This window comes from Persicimonas caeni (assembly GCF_006517175.1).
In the GTDB taxonomy this organism is placed as follows: Bacteria; Myxococcota_A; Bradymonadia; order Bradymonadales; family Bradymonadaceae; genus Persicimonas; species Persicimonas caeni.
On sequence record NZ_CP041186.1, the window covers coordinates 5263683 to 5280291 of the forward strand.

12 protein-coding genes are annotated in these 16609 nt (G+C 64.8%); 7 read left to right on the forward strand and 5 right to left on the reverse strand.

The features are described 5' to 3' along the window. Positions 1-47 precede the first annotated feature (47 nt). Both FIV42_RS19365 and FIV42_RS19370 read left to right on the forward strand, forming a co-directional pair. Positions 48-1667 carry a serine/threonine protein kinase gene (locus FIV42_RS19365; protein ID WP_168210775.1) on the forward strand — a complete coding sequence of 540 codons (1620 nt, stop codon included), beginning with the start codon at positions 48-50 and terminating at the stop codon, positions 1665-1667. A 19-nt stretch (positions 1668-1686) separates the two neighbouring features. Then, positions 1687-2550 (forward strand): hypothetical protein, encoded by an 864-nt coding sequence (locus FIV42_RS19370; protein ID WP_141199287.1) that lies wholly within the window; start codon positions 1687-1689, stop codon positions 2548-2550. Between the two features lie 15 nt (positions 2551-2565). Here FIV42_RS19370 and infC read toward each other — a convergent pair whose 3' ends face one another. Beyond that, entirely contained in the window at positions 2566-3108 is a 543-nt protein-coding gene (gene infC / locus FIV42_RS19375) for a translation initiation factor IF-3 (RefSeq protein WP_141199288.1), read from the reverse strand. 136 nt (positions 3109-3244) lie between these two features. Between infC and FIV42_RS19380 the strand changes: the two genes are divergently transcribed. Continuing rightward, positions 3245-4105 (forward strand): alpha/beta fold hydrolase, encoded by an 861-nt coding sequence (locus FIV42_RS19380; RefSeq protein ID WP_141199289.1) that lies wholly within the window; start codon positions 3245-3247, stop codon positions 4103-4105. A 1-nt stretch (position 4106) separates the two neighbouring features. On the opposite strand, the gene FIV42_RS19385 is transcribed toward FIV42_RS19380, so the two are convergent. After that, the gene (locus tag FIV42_RS19385) at positions 4107-5690 is read right to left on the reverse strand and encodes a YiiX/YebB-like N1pC/P60 family cysteine hydrolase (RefSeq protein WP_168210776.1); all 1584 of its coding nucleotides are present in this window, start codon (positions 5688-5690) and stop codon (positions 4107-4109) included. Between the two features lie 222 nt (positions 5691-5912). Here FIV42_RS19385 and FIV42_RS19390 point away from each other — a divergent pair, with 222 nt between their 5' ends. The 3 genes from FIV42_RS19390 (at position 5913) to FIV42_RS19400 (ending at position 9850) form a co-directional block, all read left to right on the forward strand. Further along, positions 5913-7889 (forward strand): serine/threonine-protein kinase, encoded by a 1977-nt coding sequence (locus FIV42_RS19390; protein ID WP_141199291.1) that lies wholly within the window; start codon positions 5913-5915, stop codon positions 7887-7889. Between the two features lie 1085 nt (positions 7890-8974). Beyond that, positions 8975-9571 carry a CREC-EF hand family protein gene (locus FIV42_RS19395; protein ID WP_141199292.1) on the forward strand — a complete coding sequence of 199 codons (597 nt, stop codon included), beginning with the start codon at positions 8975-8977 and terminating at the stop codon, positions 9569-9571. Positions 9572-9610: 39 nt separating this feature from the next. Further along, positions 9611-9850: a heavy-metal-associated domain-containing protein gene (locus tag FIV42_RS19400; RefSeq protein WP_141199293.1), complete on the forward strand. Its 240-nt coding sequence runs from the start codon at positions 9611-9613 to the stop codon at positions 9848-9850. A gap of 489 nt (positions 9851-10339) precedes the next feature. Here FIV42_RS19400 and FIV42_RS19405 read toward each other — a convergent pair whose 3' ends face one another. The 3 genes from FIV42_RS19405 to FIV42_RS19415 form a co-directional block, all read right to left on the reverse strand. Further along, positions 10340-11182, reverse strand: a complete 843-nt coding sequence (locus tag FIV42_RS19405; protein WP_168210777.1) for an EcsC family protein — start codon at positions 11180-11182, stop codon at positions 10340-10342. A gap of 74 nt (positions 11183-11256) precedes the next feature. Next, positions 11257-13731, reverse strand: coding sequence for a response regulator (locus FIV42_RS19410; RefSeq protein WP_141199295.1), 2475 nt, complete (start codon positions 13729-13731; stop codon positions 11257-11259). A 73-nt stretch (positions 13732-13804) separates the two neighbouring features. Continuing rightward, positions 13805-14998 (reverse strand): FIST signal transduction protein, encoded by a 1194-nt coding sequence (locus FIV42_RS19415; protein ID WP_141199296.1) that lies wholly within the window; start codon positions 14996-14998, stop codon positions 13805-13807. Between the two features lie 304 nt (positions 14999-15302). On the opposite strand from FIV42_RS19415, the gene FIV42_RS19420 reads away from it, so the two are divergent. After that, positions 15303-16460, forward strand: coding sequence for a hypothetical protein (locus FIV42_RS19420; RefSeq protein WP_141199297.1), 1158 nt, complete (start codon positions 15303-15305; stop codon positions 16458-16460). The last annotated feature ends 149 nt before the right edge of the window (positions 16461-16609 follow it).

Consider the following 16609-nt stretch of genomic DNA (forward strand, 5'->3'; position numbering starts at 1 on the left):
CCCTGTCGCAGTGCGTTCTCGCGAGTGATGTGTGGAGTGTGCTGCGAATGGCGACAACGTCCGACAATCCATCAGGTGGCGACGGGGGCTACCTGGGCAGGATCCTCGACGAGCGCTATCGTCTCGACGAGGTGATCGGCGCCGGGGCCATCGGCAAGGTCTATGCGGGCACCCAGCTCGCGGTCGACCGCACCGTGGCCATCAAGCTGTTGCACCCGGCGATTCGCGACCGCGAACTGAGCAAAGAGCGCTTCTTGCGCGAGGCCAAGGCGGTCGCGCGTATGAACCACAGCAGTTGCCTGACGCTGTTCGACTTCGGCTCCGACGACGAGCTCGGCTGCTTCTATATGGTCACCGAGTTCGTCGAGGGACGCACTTTGGCCGACGAGATGCGCGACGGCCGCCTGTCGCTCGAGCAGATCTTCCACGTGCTCTACCAGGTGACCACCGCGCTGCAGCACGCCCACGAGCGCGGCATCTTGCACCGCGATCTCAAGCCCGAAAATATCATGCTCGTCGCCGGCGATGGCGGCTACTCGAGCGTCAAGGTCCTCGACTTCGGCCTGGCGCGCATCCGCGAGGAGGCCGCCCCGTCCGAAGGCGGCGAGAAGGGCAACGCAGGCTCGGTCGACGACTCGCGGCTGACCAACTTCGGCGAGATCAACGGCACGCCCGCCTACATGAGCCCCGAGCAGTGCCGCGGCGACCTGAACCTGACCCCCGCGTGCGACTACTACTCGCTGGGCGTGCTCGCCTACGAACTCATCGAGGGGCGGCTTCCCTACGAGTCGAGCGTGGTCCAACGGCTGCTCTCCATGCACATGAACGACCCCATCCCCGAGATGAAGTCGGGCAGGGCGCCCGACGAGGTCGAGGCGATGGTCTACCGGATGTTGGCCAAAAAGCCGGCCCACCGGCTGCAATCGGCCGACGAAATCCTCGAGATTTTGAGGCCTTATGTCGCCCTCGAGCCGAGCCAAGAGTTCTCGATGGCGAGCCTCGATCGCTACAAGCGCGATGCTTCCGCCTCGCAGGACGCCCTCGAGACCAAGACCGCTCCGGTGGCGCAGTCGGGAGAGCAGACCTTGGTCAACTACGACCAGGCCGATACGCCCCTGCCGCAGGCACAGCTCCCGATCGAGGACCGTAAAACCTTGGCGCTCGACTCGGACGAGCGCGCCAGTCACGACAGCGCCTTTGGTACGATGCTCGCCGCAGACGCCGCCTCGGCGGCGGCGAGCGAGGACGGCGACTCGACCGAGGCCGCCGACGGACCGGGTCGTGCCGGTGTGGTGGCGCTCGCCGTCGGATTCGTGGTCGCGGCGGTCGCCGGCGTCTTGTGGTTCGCTGATACGACGCCCTCGGAGCCCGCGAAAGCCGAGCCGCAAGAGCAGGTCGATCGTGCACGTCCCGCCACGCCCTCCGAAGACGACGAGCCGAGCTTGACGGCCACGGATGAATCGTCCCAGGCCTCCGACGGGGTGAAAGCAGCCGCCGAAGAGGAAGGCGACGACAAGCAAGAAGCAGAGGCCGACGAGGCGAAGACGACGATCGCCGCCGACAAGCCCGGCCGCGCCAAGCAGGCCGAAGAGCGCGGCAAGCCTCGGCCGACGCCGCGGCCCGATGACAAGAAGAAGCGGCCACGTAAGCTCGAGCTGACCTACTAGCACACAGCGAGAACGTTGCATGCCTGTGTCCCACGAAGCGACGGACAAGAAGGGGTGGTTGCCGGTCATGTTGGCGGTGGCGCTCGTCTTCAGCGGCATGCATCTGCCCGCGGTCGTTCGGGCCGCCGAGCCGGCCGGAGCGCCAGCCGACGCGCCGGATGAGGCCCGCGCCGAGCAACGCATGCTCGAGCTCAACGAGGCGGGCTTTTCGGCGTTCGCCGAAGGCGAGTTTGTCGAGGCAGCGCGCAAGTTCGAGGAGGCGCACGAGTTCGTGCCCGATCCGAACCTGCGCAAGAACGCCGCCATCGCTTGGTTCAAGGCCGAACGCTGTGAAGAGGCGAGCGAGGCGGCCGTCTTTTTTCTGCTCGCCGACGAGATGACCGTCAAAGATCGCATCGAGGCGCGCTCGGTCCTCGGCCACTGCCGCCTCGATGAGGCCGAGGCGGCCATCGCCGCAGGGGACGTCGAGCGGGCGCGCTTGATCGTCGAGCGCGTCGCCTTGCTCGAGACCGACGAGCGCGTCGAAGAGCGCCTGTCGTCAGTCCGCGTCCAACTCGGCCCCCCGATGGGGCAGGGCGAGGGCGTCGCTCGCGTCGACGAGTCGAATACCGCCGGTTGGGCGCTGCTGGCGACCGGCGCGGCCATCGTGGCCGGCACCGCCGGCTATCATATCTTGAGCGCTCGCCAGGGCGACGCAGACACCGCCTCCTGGCTGGTGCCCTCGCTGTACGGCGCGGGGGCGGTCACCGCCAGTACGGGCGTCTGGCTGATCGTCTCCGACCAGACGGCGTCTCCCAACGCTGGCAGCCAAGAAGCAGCGAAGCCGGCCGCCCAAAAGGCGCCGGCTCCGTCTGTTCAGGTCGGAATGACCTTCAAATTCTAATCTTCGGTCGGCCCATTAACCGGGCTCGACGAGCGCGTTGATCTGCCAACCTGCGCTCTCCGGAGCGTTGACCATCTTGAGGTCACGGTCCATCTGCTCTTCCAGGTCGTGGATCATCTCTTCGAGCAGGTCGATCCACCTGTCGGTATACTTGCGCTCACGCCCACGCATCTGCATGACGAACTTGACCTGATTGCCCTTCTCGAGGAACCGCTGGGCGCGATTCATCTTGGTCTTGAGGTCATGGTCGTCGGTCTTCGGGCGCATGCGCACCGTCTTGAGCGAGACGTTGTCTGTCTTTTTCTCTTTCTTGGACTGTTGGTACTTGTATTTCCCGTAGTCCATGATGCGACAGACCGGCGGTCTTGCTTTCGGCGCCACTTCGACCAGATCGAGGCCCAAGTCTTTGGCCTTCATCTGACCTTCTTTGGCCGACACCACGCCAAGCTGTTCGCCGTCCGGATCGATCAGCCGGATTTTGTCTGCGCGAATTTCGTGATTGGTGCGATGCGCGTCACTGTTGCGGCGCCGATTGTGTCTGCTTCCTCTTCTTCCGATAAGTGCTCCTTTCTTGCTAGGTGCTTTGAAACTTGGTGCAGCAAACGCTGCGCTATAACGCGCCTTGCGTTATGCATGCGCGTCGGTTCATGTAACATACAACCTAACGGGAGCATTTCGAAAAGCAAGGGTCCCTATGGACATCAACAGCAGCCAGAACATCGAGATCCACATTCCCGGCCTCGAGATCGCCGCCAAAACATGGGGTCCGGAGGACGGAAAACCGGTCCTGAGCGCCCACGGCTGGCTCGACAACGCCGCCACCTTCGATCGCCTCGCTCCGATGCTCGACGGGTTGCGCATCGTGGCGTTCGATTTTCCGGGACACGGCCGATCCGATCACCGCCCGCCGGGGGTGACGTACCATTTTATCGACTGGGTCCCGATCTTCTTCGACGTCGCCGACGCCCTCGGCTGGCAGACTTTCTCGCTGATGTGTCACTCGATGGGCGCCGCCGCGGCTAGCCTTGCGGCGGGCACTTACCCCGAGCGCATCGAGCGCATGGTGCTCATCGACGGGCTTGGCCCGTGGGCGAGCCCCGCCTCGGAGGCGCCCGGCCAGCTTCGAAAAGCCCTCGACGAGCGCAAGGTCCTCTCCGAGAAGAGCTCGCGGGTGTTCAACTCGCCCGAGGATGCGGTCAACACGGTCTCAGAGGTGCACGGTCTGTCACCCGCGAACGCCAAGTTGCTCGTCGATCGCGGCCTGGAGCAACTCGACGACGGCCAATGGCGCTTCACCTACGACCTTTTCCTGCGCGGCGCCTCCAATCTGCGACTCACCGAAGAGCAGGTGCTCGCCTTCTTCGGCGAAATTGAATGCCCGTCGCTGCTCATTCGCCCCAGGAGCGGCTGGCCGACCGACGCGGCGCACATGCAGCGTCGCATCGACGCGATCGCCACCCTCGAGGTGTTCGAGGTCGAGGGCGGCCATCACGTGCATCTGGAAAACCCGGAGCGGATCGTCGATGCGGTGGGCGAGTTTCTGAACCCTCACTGAGCTACTTTTGCGCAAAATCCCACTTGGGTCGCTTCCACGTCTTTCTGAACTCGTCGACCCCGGCGACCACCGCCGAGCCCGAAGACTCGCGCCCGTCGAGGAAGTAGACGAACTCGAGCGGGCGCTCGTTGGACTCGTACTGCGTGTCGAATTGGCGCACGATCTCGTTGACGGGCAGGGTGGTGCGGCCCATGACGTAGTCGAGTTCGAAGTCGACGCCTTCTTTCTTCTCGGCCGGCTGCCACGCCTTGTAGACCAGCTCGGTGCACACCAACTTTTGGTCGGTCAGAAAGTCGAAGTTGAAGTCGTACGGCTTGCCCCAGTGGCCAAACGCCTTGGCGATGGCCTGCGCCTTGGCGAGTTTGTCGGTCGTCGGGCGCATCGCGGCGGCGTAGTCGGCGCCGGCGGCCTCATAGATGGAGTTGAACACCACGCCCTCCGAGCGCGCCTCGATGATCCGGTGCGGTTTGCCGTCGGCGTCGCGCCGGGTGAACTCGGCCCATGCCTGCGGGTGTTCGGCCTTAAGATAGGCAACCAACCCGTCGTGGCCGGTCTTCTCTTTGAAGTGGGCGTCGACCGCCTCGTCGTCGAAGTAGGCTTCGAGCTCGTCGGGCGAGCCGACGTACAGCTCCGAGTGCGGCCAGAAGCCGGGCAGGCCGACGTTCGAGACGTACCAGTTGCTTCGCGTGACCACGATGTCGCCCGGGTCGAGCGCGTCGCGCATGACTCGCAGTTGGTCGTTCGAGATCAAGTACTGGTGCTTACGGCGCACGCGGGTGTCGCCCATCCACATGGCCACCTTCGTCTGCACCGGGAACCACGCCTTGAAGCTGGTGTCGCGGGCGATATCCCACGCGTTGTAGCTAAAATCGACCACGCCGCGGTCTTCGAGCTGCGCTTTGGACGCCTCGTAATGCGTCTCGATGAGTTCCATGGCGAACGCGCACGGCTCCTCGTTGTGACAATTCGACTCGCGCAGGTCGTCACGAATCGTCTTGTAGTAGCCGTAGCCGGCAAACAGGCGTGAGACCTCTTTGACGTGGATGATCTGGTATTTGAGGTCGCCGAACGAGCCCTCCGGGAGGTCGTGAGCCGGCGAAGCCTCGTCCAAGACCGTCTCGAGCGGCTTGTTGGGCACGGTCATCTCGACGTACTCGAGCCCGCGGCGGTACTGGACGAGCCAGGCGGCAAAGCCGGCGGTGAAGGCGCGGGCATGCGCCTTCTTGTCGGTCAGCGGGTTGATGCGAAGCGAGCCCTTCCAGAAGGTCTTGACCTGGTCGAGCGCGCGCATCCGGTCGAGCACCGAGCCGTGGACGTCGCGAAGCTTGTTCTTGTCAGCCGCGCTCACGTCCGATTGCCCCTCGGGGTTGGGCAAAAGCTCTTGGTGCTCGCCCAGGTAAGACAGAGTGTCCACGAGACCCTCGTCGTAACGGCGCACTAGCTGCATGTCTTGGGTGAATTCGGCGTGGCGCTCCAGGCGCGTGGCCGTCGCGGCGTTGTCCTCGGCTCGGTGGGGACCACACCCGACGAAGGTGGCCAGGCTGACGGCCAGGGCGATGCTCTGTTGGATGAGTGCGCGTGTCATCATTTATCTCCAGAAAACAATCGAAGCTTTGATGTTGATAAGACACTGCAGGGGGCGTGCCAATGTACCGGACGCCTGCGCAAGCCTCCTGTACGGCTACCTCGCGAGACTCGATAGGCACGACTGGAGAAAGAACACTCCGGGTGTGGAGAAGTGCTGCTCGATCATTTCGGGACGAGCGACTATCATCTGGGCGCCGGTGCCATCCCCCCGCGAAACGCCATGAACGCGCCTACAAAAGCCGACAAGATCGAGGTCGACAAGACCAAGGCCGACCGACTCGCCGAGTTTACGAAGGTCTGGGAGACCATCGGGCTCCAAGACCAGACCATCGACGTCAAGCTCACCCACACGATGCGCCCCAAGACGAAGCTCATGGAGGCCGACGCGCGCCGAAGTCTGCCCAGGCTTCCTCGGCTCGTCGGCCCGCGGGCGGGCGCCGAGGCGCCGGAGGCGATGCCCGAACTCGACTTCAAGCACACCATCGGCGAGGGGGGCATGGGGCTGGTGTCGCTGGCGAATCAGGTGCCCATGGGCCGCGACGTGGCCGTCAAAGGCCTGCGCGACGAGGCGCGCTCTCAAGAGATGCGCATGGCGCTCCTGCGCGAGGGATGGACCACCGGGCTCCTCGAGCACCCCAATATCATCCCGGTCTACACGCTGGGGCGCGACGCCGACGACGAGCCCCTCATCGTCATGAAGCGCATCGAGGGCGTCTCCTGGAGCGAGTTGCTGCGCGACCCGTCGAAGGCCCCGCGCGACTTCGACTCCGACGACCCCCTCGACTGGCATATCGATATCCTGGCGCAGGTGTGCAACGCGGTGCACTACGCGCACAGCAAGGGGATCATCCACCGCGATCTCAAACCCGAAAACGTCATGATCGGCGAGTTCGGCGAGGTCTACGTGCTCGACTGGGGCATCGCGGTGCGCCTCGACGAGGACCCCAGGGGGCGCTTGCCGTCGGTCGCCGAGGTGACTTCACCGGCGGGCACGCCCGCCTACATGGCCCCCGAGATGGTCACCGGCGACGGTCGCCAGCTCTCCAAGCGCACCGACGTCTACCTGCTCGGCGCGATCCTGCACGAGATCTTGACCGGTCATCCGCCCCACAGGGGCGACACGTTGCAGGCGATGCTCTTCGAGGCGTTTTGCTCGCAGCCCCACGACTACGACGTGTCGGTGCCCCAGCCGCTCGTCGACATCTGCCATCGCGCCATGGCCGCCGACCCCGCCGAGCGCTTCGAGTCGGCCGAGGCGTTTCGCCACGCGCTCGTCGACTTCACCCGCCACCGCGAGGCGCTCGCCCTGGCCGACGAGGCCGCCCAACGCCTGGCCATCCTGCGCGACATGCTGAGCGAGGACGCCCGGGGTGACTCCGCAGACGCGGCGCAGGTTCCCGGCGAAGCACAGATTTACAAGCTCTTCGGCGAGTGTCGCTTCGGCTTCGAGCAGGCGCTGCGCGTCGAGCGCGACAACCCCGCCGCCAAGCACGGCCTGCAAGCCGTCCTCGAGACGATGGCCGAGCGCGAGCTGTCTCGCGGCGCCTATCAGGCCGCCTCATTGCTCATCGCCGACTTCCCCGAGCCACGCCCCGACTTCGATCGCCGCCTCGAGGCGCTCGGCGAGGAGCTCGAGAATCGCGAGCAGGAGTTCGAGCACCTCCAAAAGATCAAGCGCGAGGTCGACCCCGAGGTCGGACGCACCTCCCGCAGCGTCTTCGCCGCCGTCTTGGGCGTGGTCTTCTGCGGCCTGGGCGTGCTCATCGACACGAGCTGGCGCTTCTGGGACATGCCCATCACCCACGAGCTGCTCGTCGCCCACGGCGTCTTCTTGGTGGTCATGCTCGTCGTCGCGCTGCGCTTCGGGCGACGCTGGCTCTTCCAGAACTCCGCCAACCGCCGCATGATGCTCGGCCTGTTGATGATGCTCATCGGCTCGGCCTGCTACCGCACGATCATCTGGATCGCCGACCTCCCCCTGATGCCCGCGATCGCCGGCGAAGTGATGTACTACGGGATGGGCGCGGCCATCCTGGGCTTTGCCCAAGACCGGCGCATCGCCTGGTCGGGCCTTCCGTACTTCCCCGCCGGTTTCCTCGGCGCCCTCTTCCCCAACTACGTCATGCTCATCTTCGCGGTGACCAACCTGGTCGCCCTGTGGGTGCTCGCCTGGGCGTTGTGGCCGCGTCGGTGTTGACGAGGCCTTCGGCGAGGGGAACCGCGAAGGCCGCCTTCATTCGGAGGCAGCGCTTCGAGCGCTGGTGGCAGGGGCGAGCGGCCCCGCCATTGGAGGCAGCGCTTCCAGCGCTGGTTGAAGGGGCGAGCGGCCTTGCCATTGGAGGCAGCGCTTCCAGCGCTGGTTGAAGGGGCGAGCGCCCCAAAGACCCCGGCGGGTTCACCCCGCCGGTGAATGAGCCTGAGCAGCTATCAAGGCGCCCAACTCCCCCGAAGACCCCGGCGGGTTCACCCCGCCGGTGAATGAGCCTGAGCAGCTAAGCCGCCGGCCCATCTCCATCGTGATGACACACCGGTGCGCCTGCCGACAATATTCGCCGGCATGGGCGCTGCGGATTTGCTTGTGATTGTGATCGGCTAACGGGCTAGGCCCGCCCCGTTTTGAAGCCACCTCGGATAGGTCATACGCTGAGCGCATGCCCACCCCGACGCCACGACCTACAAGCTACGACGACGCCGCTGCGGCACTCCACATGGCACAGGCCCATCTTCACGCCACATCCGAACTTCGACGCATCAACAAACCCGCACCGGGCAAATCCGGTAACTGCGCTCCGCCGCAAGGGCGAAGCTACCGGCTCGGCCTCCGCCGAGCGCGTCGAAGAGGTACGGTCCCACATCTCCTCGAAGAAACGCTCGCTACGAAAGCTCTGTTTTGCGGATCGGGAAACCGTTCCGCCGCAGTCCGAGCCCACCGGCTCAGCCACCCGGGCAGTGAGCCAAAACGAACTCCGACTCACCCGCCCGTTTGAAATTTGTGGGGAAATTCGTGGCCACGATACTTCCACCCCTCATTACGGTTTTCGGCAAAAATCGAAAATCGTTGCGTACTTTTTTCAGAGATCGGGCCGTGGCGGACCGTACGCGGCGAATTCTTCTGTTCTAGCGTGCTGCCTGCAACGCACACCCCAAGACCCAAGACTCAAGACCCACAACCGGGCCGCAGCCCCCCCGACCGGCCCGCAGGCCCCAAGACAGCAACCGTTCCGTGATTAAATCTCAGTCATGGGGAGCGGCACTTGGTTTGTACTCGTCGACGAGGGCATCATGGAGCGCAACAGCCTGCTAGCAGTCGTAGTTTTGTTTTTCTTGGCGCCCATCGCGGGCTTCGGGCTCGTGGGGTGCGACACGCCTTCTATGCTCGAGGAGTCCGACGAGGAGTCGGGGCCCGGTGAGGCGGTGCCCGAGGGGTTGATCGACAACTGGGTCGAGTTCGACACGACGGGCGACGACGTGCTCGATCGCGAGGAGTATCGCCAGGCCATCCGCGACCAGCGCCTGTTCAGTCAGTGGGATATCGACGAGGACAAACAACTCAATAAGGAGGAGTTTGCCCGCGGGATGTTCGATATGTGGGACGGCAACAACGACGGCGTGCTCACCGAGCCGCAGTACATGGGGGCCATCGACGCCTGGTTCGAAAAGGGCACTGAGCTGGGCGCCTTCTCGTCGCTCGACGTCGACGGCGACGGCCAACTCACCCGCGACGAGTTTCTGCAGAACGTCGACATCGACCCGGTCTTCTCGCGCTTCGACAACGACAGCGACGACAATATCGCCCAGAACGAGTACGGCGAGGGGCTCTTCATCACGAACGACTCCAACGGCGACGGCGTGATCACGCAATCGGAGACGTTGTTCTGAAGTCTTGGAACCAGGGGCGCGACGCCCAGGGAGGCAGCCATGCAAGACATGCTCGAGTTGTACGTACCGGAACTCGTCTCGACGAGTGATATGGAGCGCATCGAAGATGCGGTCGACGAGGTGCGCGGGGTCGACTCGGCCAGCGCCGACTTGCGCACGCAGATGGTGTGGGTGCGCTACGACAACGACATCACGAGCGCCCGCTCCATCGCTCACGCCATCGAGGGGCTGGGCTACACGGTCTCCCAGCGCCCCTCGGAGCGCCGGCCGGGGGGGTAGGGGGCGCAAAAGGGCTTTGTGACGGCGACAAACCCGCGCTCGACCGTCGACGCGGCCTGATCGACGCAACCAAACCGGCGCAAGAAGTTGAGCGCGGGGTTGGTTCCAGAACCAACCGCATTTTGCTGCGCCAGCGGGCACTTGTTTCCGGAACCAAGTGCATTTTGCTGCGCCAGAAGGCACTTGTTTCCGGAACCAACCGCATTTGGGTAGATGGGCGCGGCTTTGCGGCGCACACAAACCCGCGCTGGCCCGCCACCTTGGCCTTGGTTACGCGAACAAACGCCAACTGGTGCGCCAGCGCGGGGTTGGTGCTGGCGCGCGGGCGATCCTGTACGCCAGCGCGGGTTTGTTTGGCCAACCAAGTGCCAAGTCGAAAACCCGCGCGGGCTTGTTTGGCCAACCAAGTGCCAAGTTGAAAACCCGCGCGGGGTTGGTTCCGCCGCGCGGGTCGAGTGGACGATCGACGTCGACTTTGTGGCCGTCCGATCAGCCGGTTTGCTCGCCGAATTCGTATCGGCGCATCAACCAACGCTCTTCGTAGACGCGACGGGCGGTCTCGCACACGTGCTTGACGAAGGCGCGGTTGATTCCACCGCCTACGAGCGCGCCCACAAGGGGGAGGGCCTGGGCGAGGGAGCCTCGGGCCAAGCGTACGACCAGCTCTTTGGCGACCTCGTCCATGATCGGCTCGGGCACCTCGCCGCGGTGGCTGCGCTGGCCGTGGGTGGTGCGCGCGTGTTTCTCGATGCGCTCGAACATCTCGCCGCGCGACTCGCCCGAGCTCGCGGCCGCGGCCAAGGTTAAGACGGCCATGGCGCGCTCGTCGGCGTCGTCGATGTCGAAGCCGTAGCTGATGGCATATTCGTTGATGGCCCGCAGGCACAGGCCCACGAGCGCGGGAAGGTCGGCTAGCGCCCCGGGCAGGCCGGCGGCGCCGGTGGCCGTTCCCTGGGCGAACGCGATGGAGTTGTACTTGCGATCGAGGTTGTCGACGACCTTTTCGATCTCGTCGAGCTCCAGGCCGCGCACGTCGTTCAGATCCGAGACGCTCAGCCCTTCCTCTTGGAAATTCTCCCAGATCTTCTCGGGCCGCAGTGTCCACGACGAGGCGTCGTTGAGCACACTGATGACCGCGTCGATCGCCTTTTCGGTCGTCTCACCCGACGTCGTCTGCTGCAGCTTGGTGGCCACGTCGTCGAGCTTCTCGTCGACGCCCTGCTGGAAGCGGGCGCGCAGGCCGTCGTTCTGGTTCTTGAAGGCTTTGATCTCGCGCCAGACGTGGGCTTCGGTCTGGTTGAACTCGTCGGTTTTCTGGTCGAGTTGGGTCATGGTCGATGTCCCTTTCTTGTTTGGATAAGCAATGAAATGGGGCATCGACGAATGTAATTACGCGCGACAGTTTCTCACGTCGTGAACTTCCTCACCGCCGCTAAGACGTCGCTGACCAGGTTCGTCTGCTCCTGACCCGCCTTGCGCAAGATCTGCTCCACGCTCCCCTGCAGGCGTTCGTAATCTTTTTCGGACAGGTGTTTGGCCGTGAGCACCACCACGGGGACGTCGGCGTACGCCTCGAGGCCGCGGAAGCGCGCCAGGAACTCGAAGCCGTCGACGTCGGGCATCATCAGGTCGAGGAGTACGAGCTCGAGGTTGCATGTGTCGAGCTTGTCGAGGGCCTCGCGGCCGTTGACCGCCTCGACGACGTTGAATCCCTCGCGGCGAAGCAGCTTGCCGATGAGCTCGCGGGAGGCTTCGTCATCCTCGACGAGCAGGATGTCGCCGTCGCCGCCGCGCCCGCGGAAGGTGTCGAGCAGGCCGACCAATTCGTCGCGGTCGATGGGCTTCGACAAAAAGTGCTCGGCGCCCAGGGCCATGCCGCGCTCGCGGTCGTCGACCATGGTGATCAGCACGACCGGCGTGTCGGACAGGTTGTCGCTCTCTTTGATGCGGCGAAGCGCGGTCCACCCGTCCATCAAGGGCATGAGCACGTCGAGGGTGATCACGTCGGGCTGGAGTTGCTCGGCCAGGAAGACGCCCTCGCTGCCGTTCGAGGCGCAGGCGACCTGGTAGCCGGCGCGCAGCAGCGTGCGCTTGAGCAGGTGTTGGGTGTGCGGGTCGTCGTCGATGACGAGCACCAGCGGGTCGTCGACGGCCGACGACTCGTCGAGGTTGGCCAGCGTCTCGACGCCCTCGTCGGTGCTGATCGCTCCGCTGCGCGGCAGGCGCACGGTAAAAGTGGTGCCTTCGCCGGGGGTGGAGACGACGTCCATGCCGCCGCCGAGCATCTTGCAGAAGTGGCGCGTGATCGTCAGCCCGAGGCCCGTGCCGCCGTATTTTCGCGTCGTCGACGAATCGGCCTGCGAGAAGGCGTCGAAAACCCGGTCGAGCTGCTCCTCGCTCATGCCGATGCCGGTGTCCGAGACCACGAAGACCACCTCGTCTTTGGTCTCGTGCGCGTCGATCTGCACGCTGATGGTGCCCCCGGTGGTGAACTTGGCGGCGTTGCTCAACAGGTTGAACAAGATCTGGCGAAGCTTGGTCGGGTCGCTCGTCAGGTGGCCGACCCCGTCGGTGTTCTCGAGGACGAGTTCGTTCTGGTTCTTGGCCACCAGCGGGGCGATGGTCGACTGGATATCGTCGAGCAGCTCGCCCAGGTCGACGCTCTGCAGGTGGACCTGCATGCGTCCGGCCTCGATCTTCGACAGGTCGAGCACGTCGTTGATCAGCGCCAGTAGATGCTTGCCCGCGGTCAGAATGCGCTCGAGATCCTCGACGTACATGCTCGCGCCCTCCTCGAGACCCATGTCCTCGATGAGCATCTCGGAGTAGCCGATGACGGCGTTGAGCGGGGTGCGAAGCTCGTGGCTCATATTTGCCAAAAACGTGCTCTTGGCCTGGCTCGCCTCCAGGGCCTCGTCGCGGGCGCGGCGAAGCTCTTCGTTCAAGTTTTGCAGCCGCTCTTCGGACTCGCGGCGCTGGGTGATGTCGCGACCGGCGGCGTAGACGAGTCCGTCCTCCTGAGAGGCGGTCATATTCCACTGCAGCCAGCGCCGCCGTCCGTCGCGGGCGCAAAAGCGCGCCTCGAAGGTCACCGCCGCGCGATCCTCGGCGAGCAGGGCGAGCTCGGCTTCGACGAGCTCGACGTCGCGCTCGTCGACGAGTTCGACGAACGGATGGCCGCACAGCTCGCTGGCCTTGTAGCCCAACTGATCTTCGACGGCCGGGTTGAGTTGGCGAAAGCCGCCGTCGACGTCGAGGATGCCCATCAGGTCGCGCGAGACGCTGAAAAACTGGTCGCGCATCGAGCGCTCGAAGGCGCGAAGCTTCATCTCGCGCAGGTCGCGGTTCACCAGCGCCTGGGTGGCCAGCATGCTGAAGCGGCGCGCCAGCTGGACGTGGCGAGGCGCAAAGAAGGCGGGCTCGGGGTGGGTGCACACCAATAGCGAGGCGTGGGGCTTGTCGCGAAGCCCAATATGCAGCGCCGAGGTGACGTTCGAGGCGCACGCGCCGCTCCGTTCACGCAACTCCTTCCATTCGGGGATGAGCGCGGTGTTGAACACCGCCACCGGCTCGCCGCCGAGCACCCGGTCGGTCAGCTGGCCCGAGGGCCACACGATGTCTGCGAAGGTCGGGCACGTCGAGGCCACGCTCTTGAGCTGGCCGTCGTCGGCGGTCGACAAGATGAAGGCGTCCTCGAACTCGAGCAGGTCACTGAGCAATTCGAGGAGTTGCGAGAACGTCTCCTGGTCTCCCTCGCTCGACCCTAGCAGTTCCAGGCCCCGGAGCAGGCCTTCGGTTTGAACGCGCAACTCGCGCTCGGCTCGTCGGGCGCGCTCCAGATCGAGCAACGCCTCGCGCAATGTTTCTGCGGACTCTGTCATAAGTGGCTACTGCAGATTGCTGCTGATGCGGGGGTCAGATCCCGCGCTCCCCCGGGCGCGGGTTCGGAAGGGATCACTCGTACAGAGTTACCACTGAAATCATAAGGTTACCATGACGGTTCTCGCCGCCGATAAAGCAACCTTGCTCGCCGAAGGTGAACGCGCCCAGGTACGGCTTGCCGCCCAGGGCCTCGTTGAGGCCGTCGGAGACTTCGTCGATGCGGTCTTGGACGGTGAGCATGCAGCCGGCGCAGTAGATGACCAGTGCGCCGGCGACCTCGTCGCTGTCGCGAAAGGTCGTCTCGAGGGCAGCCTGGGCGACGCGGGCTGCGCGCGTGGTCAACGAGTCGATCGTGCCGGTCATGTGCACGAGCTTCTCGCCTTCTTCGACGCGCGAGAAGAGGGTGAGCGCGCCGTCCTCGGTGACCTGGTCGGGGTGAGACAACTGGAAGTAGGAGGTCGATTCGAGCTGGCCGACCTCACGACCCAGGGGGTGCAGGGAGGTCTTGGCGAGCACGTTGCCGCCGCCGTCGAGCTCGTCGCTCACTGCGCCGTCGGTCCACTCGTTGTAGACTTCGGCGGCCGGGCGGCCGTCGATCTCGTACAGGATGCGGTCGTCGGCGCGGGTGACCGTGCCGGTGTGGCCGGTTGGTTCGTAGCCGCTGTGGAACGAAAAGCCGACCTGGCTCGACGGGAACATCGCCGTGACGACCACCGCGTTGGAGCTCACCTCGCCGTTGGCAAATTGGAACCAGTTGCCGGCGACCTCGTTGTCGGCCGCGCTGCCTCCGAGCACCGGCACCTTGGGCCCGACGAGCGCCTCGATGCCGGCGATGACGTCCTCTTCGGAGCCGGGCTCGGCGGTCACCCAAATGAGCTCGGGCACCTCGCCGATGCGACCGGAGGCGCCCAGCGCTTGCTGGACTGCCTCGCCGGCGGCGCCTTTGGGGTCGTCGCCGATGTGGGCCATGCCCACGCCGTAGGCGCCTTCGGGGTCGCTCAGGGCCATCAGCGCCAGGCCGCGGCCGTCTTCGCCGAACATCCCTTGTTGCGTCATCACACCCTGGCAGGAAGTGCCGCCGTGGATCGCCGCCCCCTCGGCGAGCTCGGCGAGCCGGGCGTTGATCGCCGCGGCGTCGTATTCGACCGAGGCGTACAGAAAGAGAACGTCGGGAGCTCCGCCGAGCTCGCTGACGATCGCCTCGTACGCCTCTTCGATTGCTCGGTTTCCGTCAGTCGTCGTCGAACCGGCTGTGGCACAGCGCATCTACATCTCCGTTGAAGAAGTCCAAACAATAGCGCGACAATCATCTCTCGCCTTCGTGGGCAGAGGAGATTGTGACATTTCTGTGACGTGTGCTGTATAAGCTACATCATCCTTTCATAGTTGGTCTCAGAAAGTCACGGCGAAATCCTCAGAAATCTGTAGAGGGTAGAGAGGGTTGGCCACCTGAAGCCCACGCGAGGCGCATAGCGTGCGGGTGCGCCGGGATATGCGTCGTGGCACGAGTCTTGTAATCTCCTTTAAATGATGATGAGAACGTCCTTCAACTACCGACCACGGAGTCTCCATGCGTTCTATCTACGTCTTCATCTGTGCCGCGCTTTGCTGCGTTGGCCTCGCCTGCTCCGACGACGCCGAGCAAGCCAACAACGAGGGCTGGGATATCGGCCACGAGGACGCCGGCGAGGATGCCGGCGAGGACGCGCATTCTGACACGGGCCGCGACGGAGGCGACGATGGCGGCGGTCAAGACGGAGGCACCGTCAACTACGAGGTGGTCTTCGAGCTGGTCAACGAGTCGGGAGGCACCGTCTACGCGCACGACCAGATCGCCGGGATGCCATGCGCCTTTGGAGACAATCACTGGCTGTCGGTGAACCGGAACGGCGTGTCGTGGATGCGCCTGAGCGACGGCTGTCATGTGTGCAATTGCGACGAGCCCGATGACTGCGCCGTGTGCGCCTACGACTGCCCCGGCCAGCCGATGCGGGAGTGGACGGAGTTGGCTGACGGCGAAGCGCGCCGCTTCACGTGGGACGGGCGCATCTGGGAGACGACGGAAGAGGGCTGCGAGATGCCCGAGCTCGCCGTCGGGCAGCCGCTGGAGGCCGAATTTTGCTGGGGCACGGGCTTCGACGACGAAAACTACGCCATCACCGGCTCTCGGTGCCTGCCGGTCGACTTCGAGTTGGAGCCCGGCGGGCAGGTCGTGCGCGTAGAAATCCCCGAGCGTGAGACCCACGACATCACCTTCCGCATGATCAACGAGACGGGCAAGGACCTGTACGCCAATCCGGACGGTGCGACCCAAGAGTATGGCTGCTACGGGTCGTGGTACACGGTGGGCAACGGCGACGAGACGTACACGTTGATGTCGTCGTGCGGCCTTTGCGATTGTTCGACGGTCGAGCAGAACCCCGACGAGATGTGCCACGAGCCGTGCCCCGACATCGCGTGCCCGGCGCCCACCGAGGAGGCGTACCGATTTGCGGCCGGAGAGGAGTTGTCCGACACCTGGAGCGGCAAGCTCTGGGCGCCCGACCAGGTTGGCGACCAAGCCTGCGAACGCCAGACCGCACCGCCCCAAGACGAGCTGGTAGCCACGTTCTGCTACGCCGAGGAGGTCGTCGACGGGGGCGGTTATGCGAGCCTGGGGCCGACAACGTGCCAGCAGGTCAGCTTCGACCGACTCGCCGACGACGAAGTGGTCCTCCGGTTGCAGTAGCCCGAACTGAGAGATCCGCCTTCGAACCAGCTGGGGCCTCTCCTCCGTCGACCGAACGGCGGTGGGATGCGCCAGCAGCAAATCAATCGCGTCGATCGCGGTCTCCCTCGGAGAGGCCACCCGCTCGTTCTTCGGCTCGCAGCGCGTGA

Coding starts and splice junctions, on each gene's coding strand:
- FIV42_RS19365 (WP_168210775.1), top strand. CDS start 48: ATGGCGACAACGTCCGACAATCCATCAGGTGGCGACGGGGGCTACCTG.
- FIV42_RS19370 (WP_141199287.1), top strand. CDS start 1,687: ATGCCTGTGTCCCACGAAGCGACGGACAAGAAGGGGTGGTTGCCGGTC.
- FIV42_RS19380 (WP_141199289.1), top strand. CDS start 3,245: ATGGACATCAACAGCAGCCAGAACATCGAGATCCACATTCCCGGCCTC.
- FIV42_RS19385 (WP_168210776.1), bottom strand. CDS start 5,690: ATGACACGCGCACTCATCCAACAGAGCATCGCCCTGGCCGTCAGCCTG.
- FIV42_RS19390 (WP_141199291.1), top strand. CDS start 5,913: ATGAACGCGCCTACAAAAGCCGACAAGATCGAGGTCGACAAGACCAAG.
- FIV42_RS19395 (WP_141199292.1), top strand. CDS start 8,975: ATGGAGCGCAACAGCCTGCTAGCAGTCGTAGTTTTGTTTTTCTTGGCG.
- FIV42_RS19400 (WP_141199293.1), top strand. CDS start 9,611: ATGCAAGACATGCTCGAGTTGTACGTACCGGAACTCGTCTCGACGAGT.
- FIV42_RS19405 (WP_168210777.1), bottom strand. CDS start 11,182: ATGACCCAACTCGACCAGAAAACCGACGAGTTCAACCAGACCGAAGCC.
- FIV42_RS19410 (WP_141199295.1), bottom strand. CDS start 13,731: ATGACAGAGTCCGCAGAAACATTGCGCGAGGCGTTGCTCGATCTGGAG.
- FIV42_RS19415 (WP_141199296.1), bottom strand. CDS start 14,998: ATGCGCTGTGCCACAGCCGGTTCGACGACGACTGACGGAAACCGAGCA.
- FIV42_RS19420 (WP_141199297.1), top strand. CDS start 15,303: ATGCGTTCTATCTACGTCTTCATCTGTGCCGCGCTTTGCTGCGTTGGC.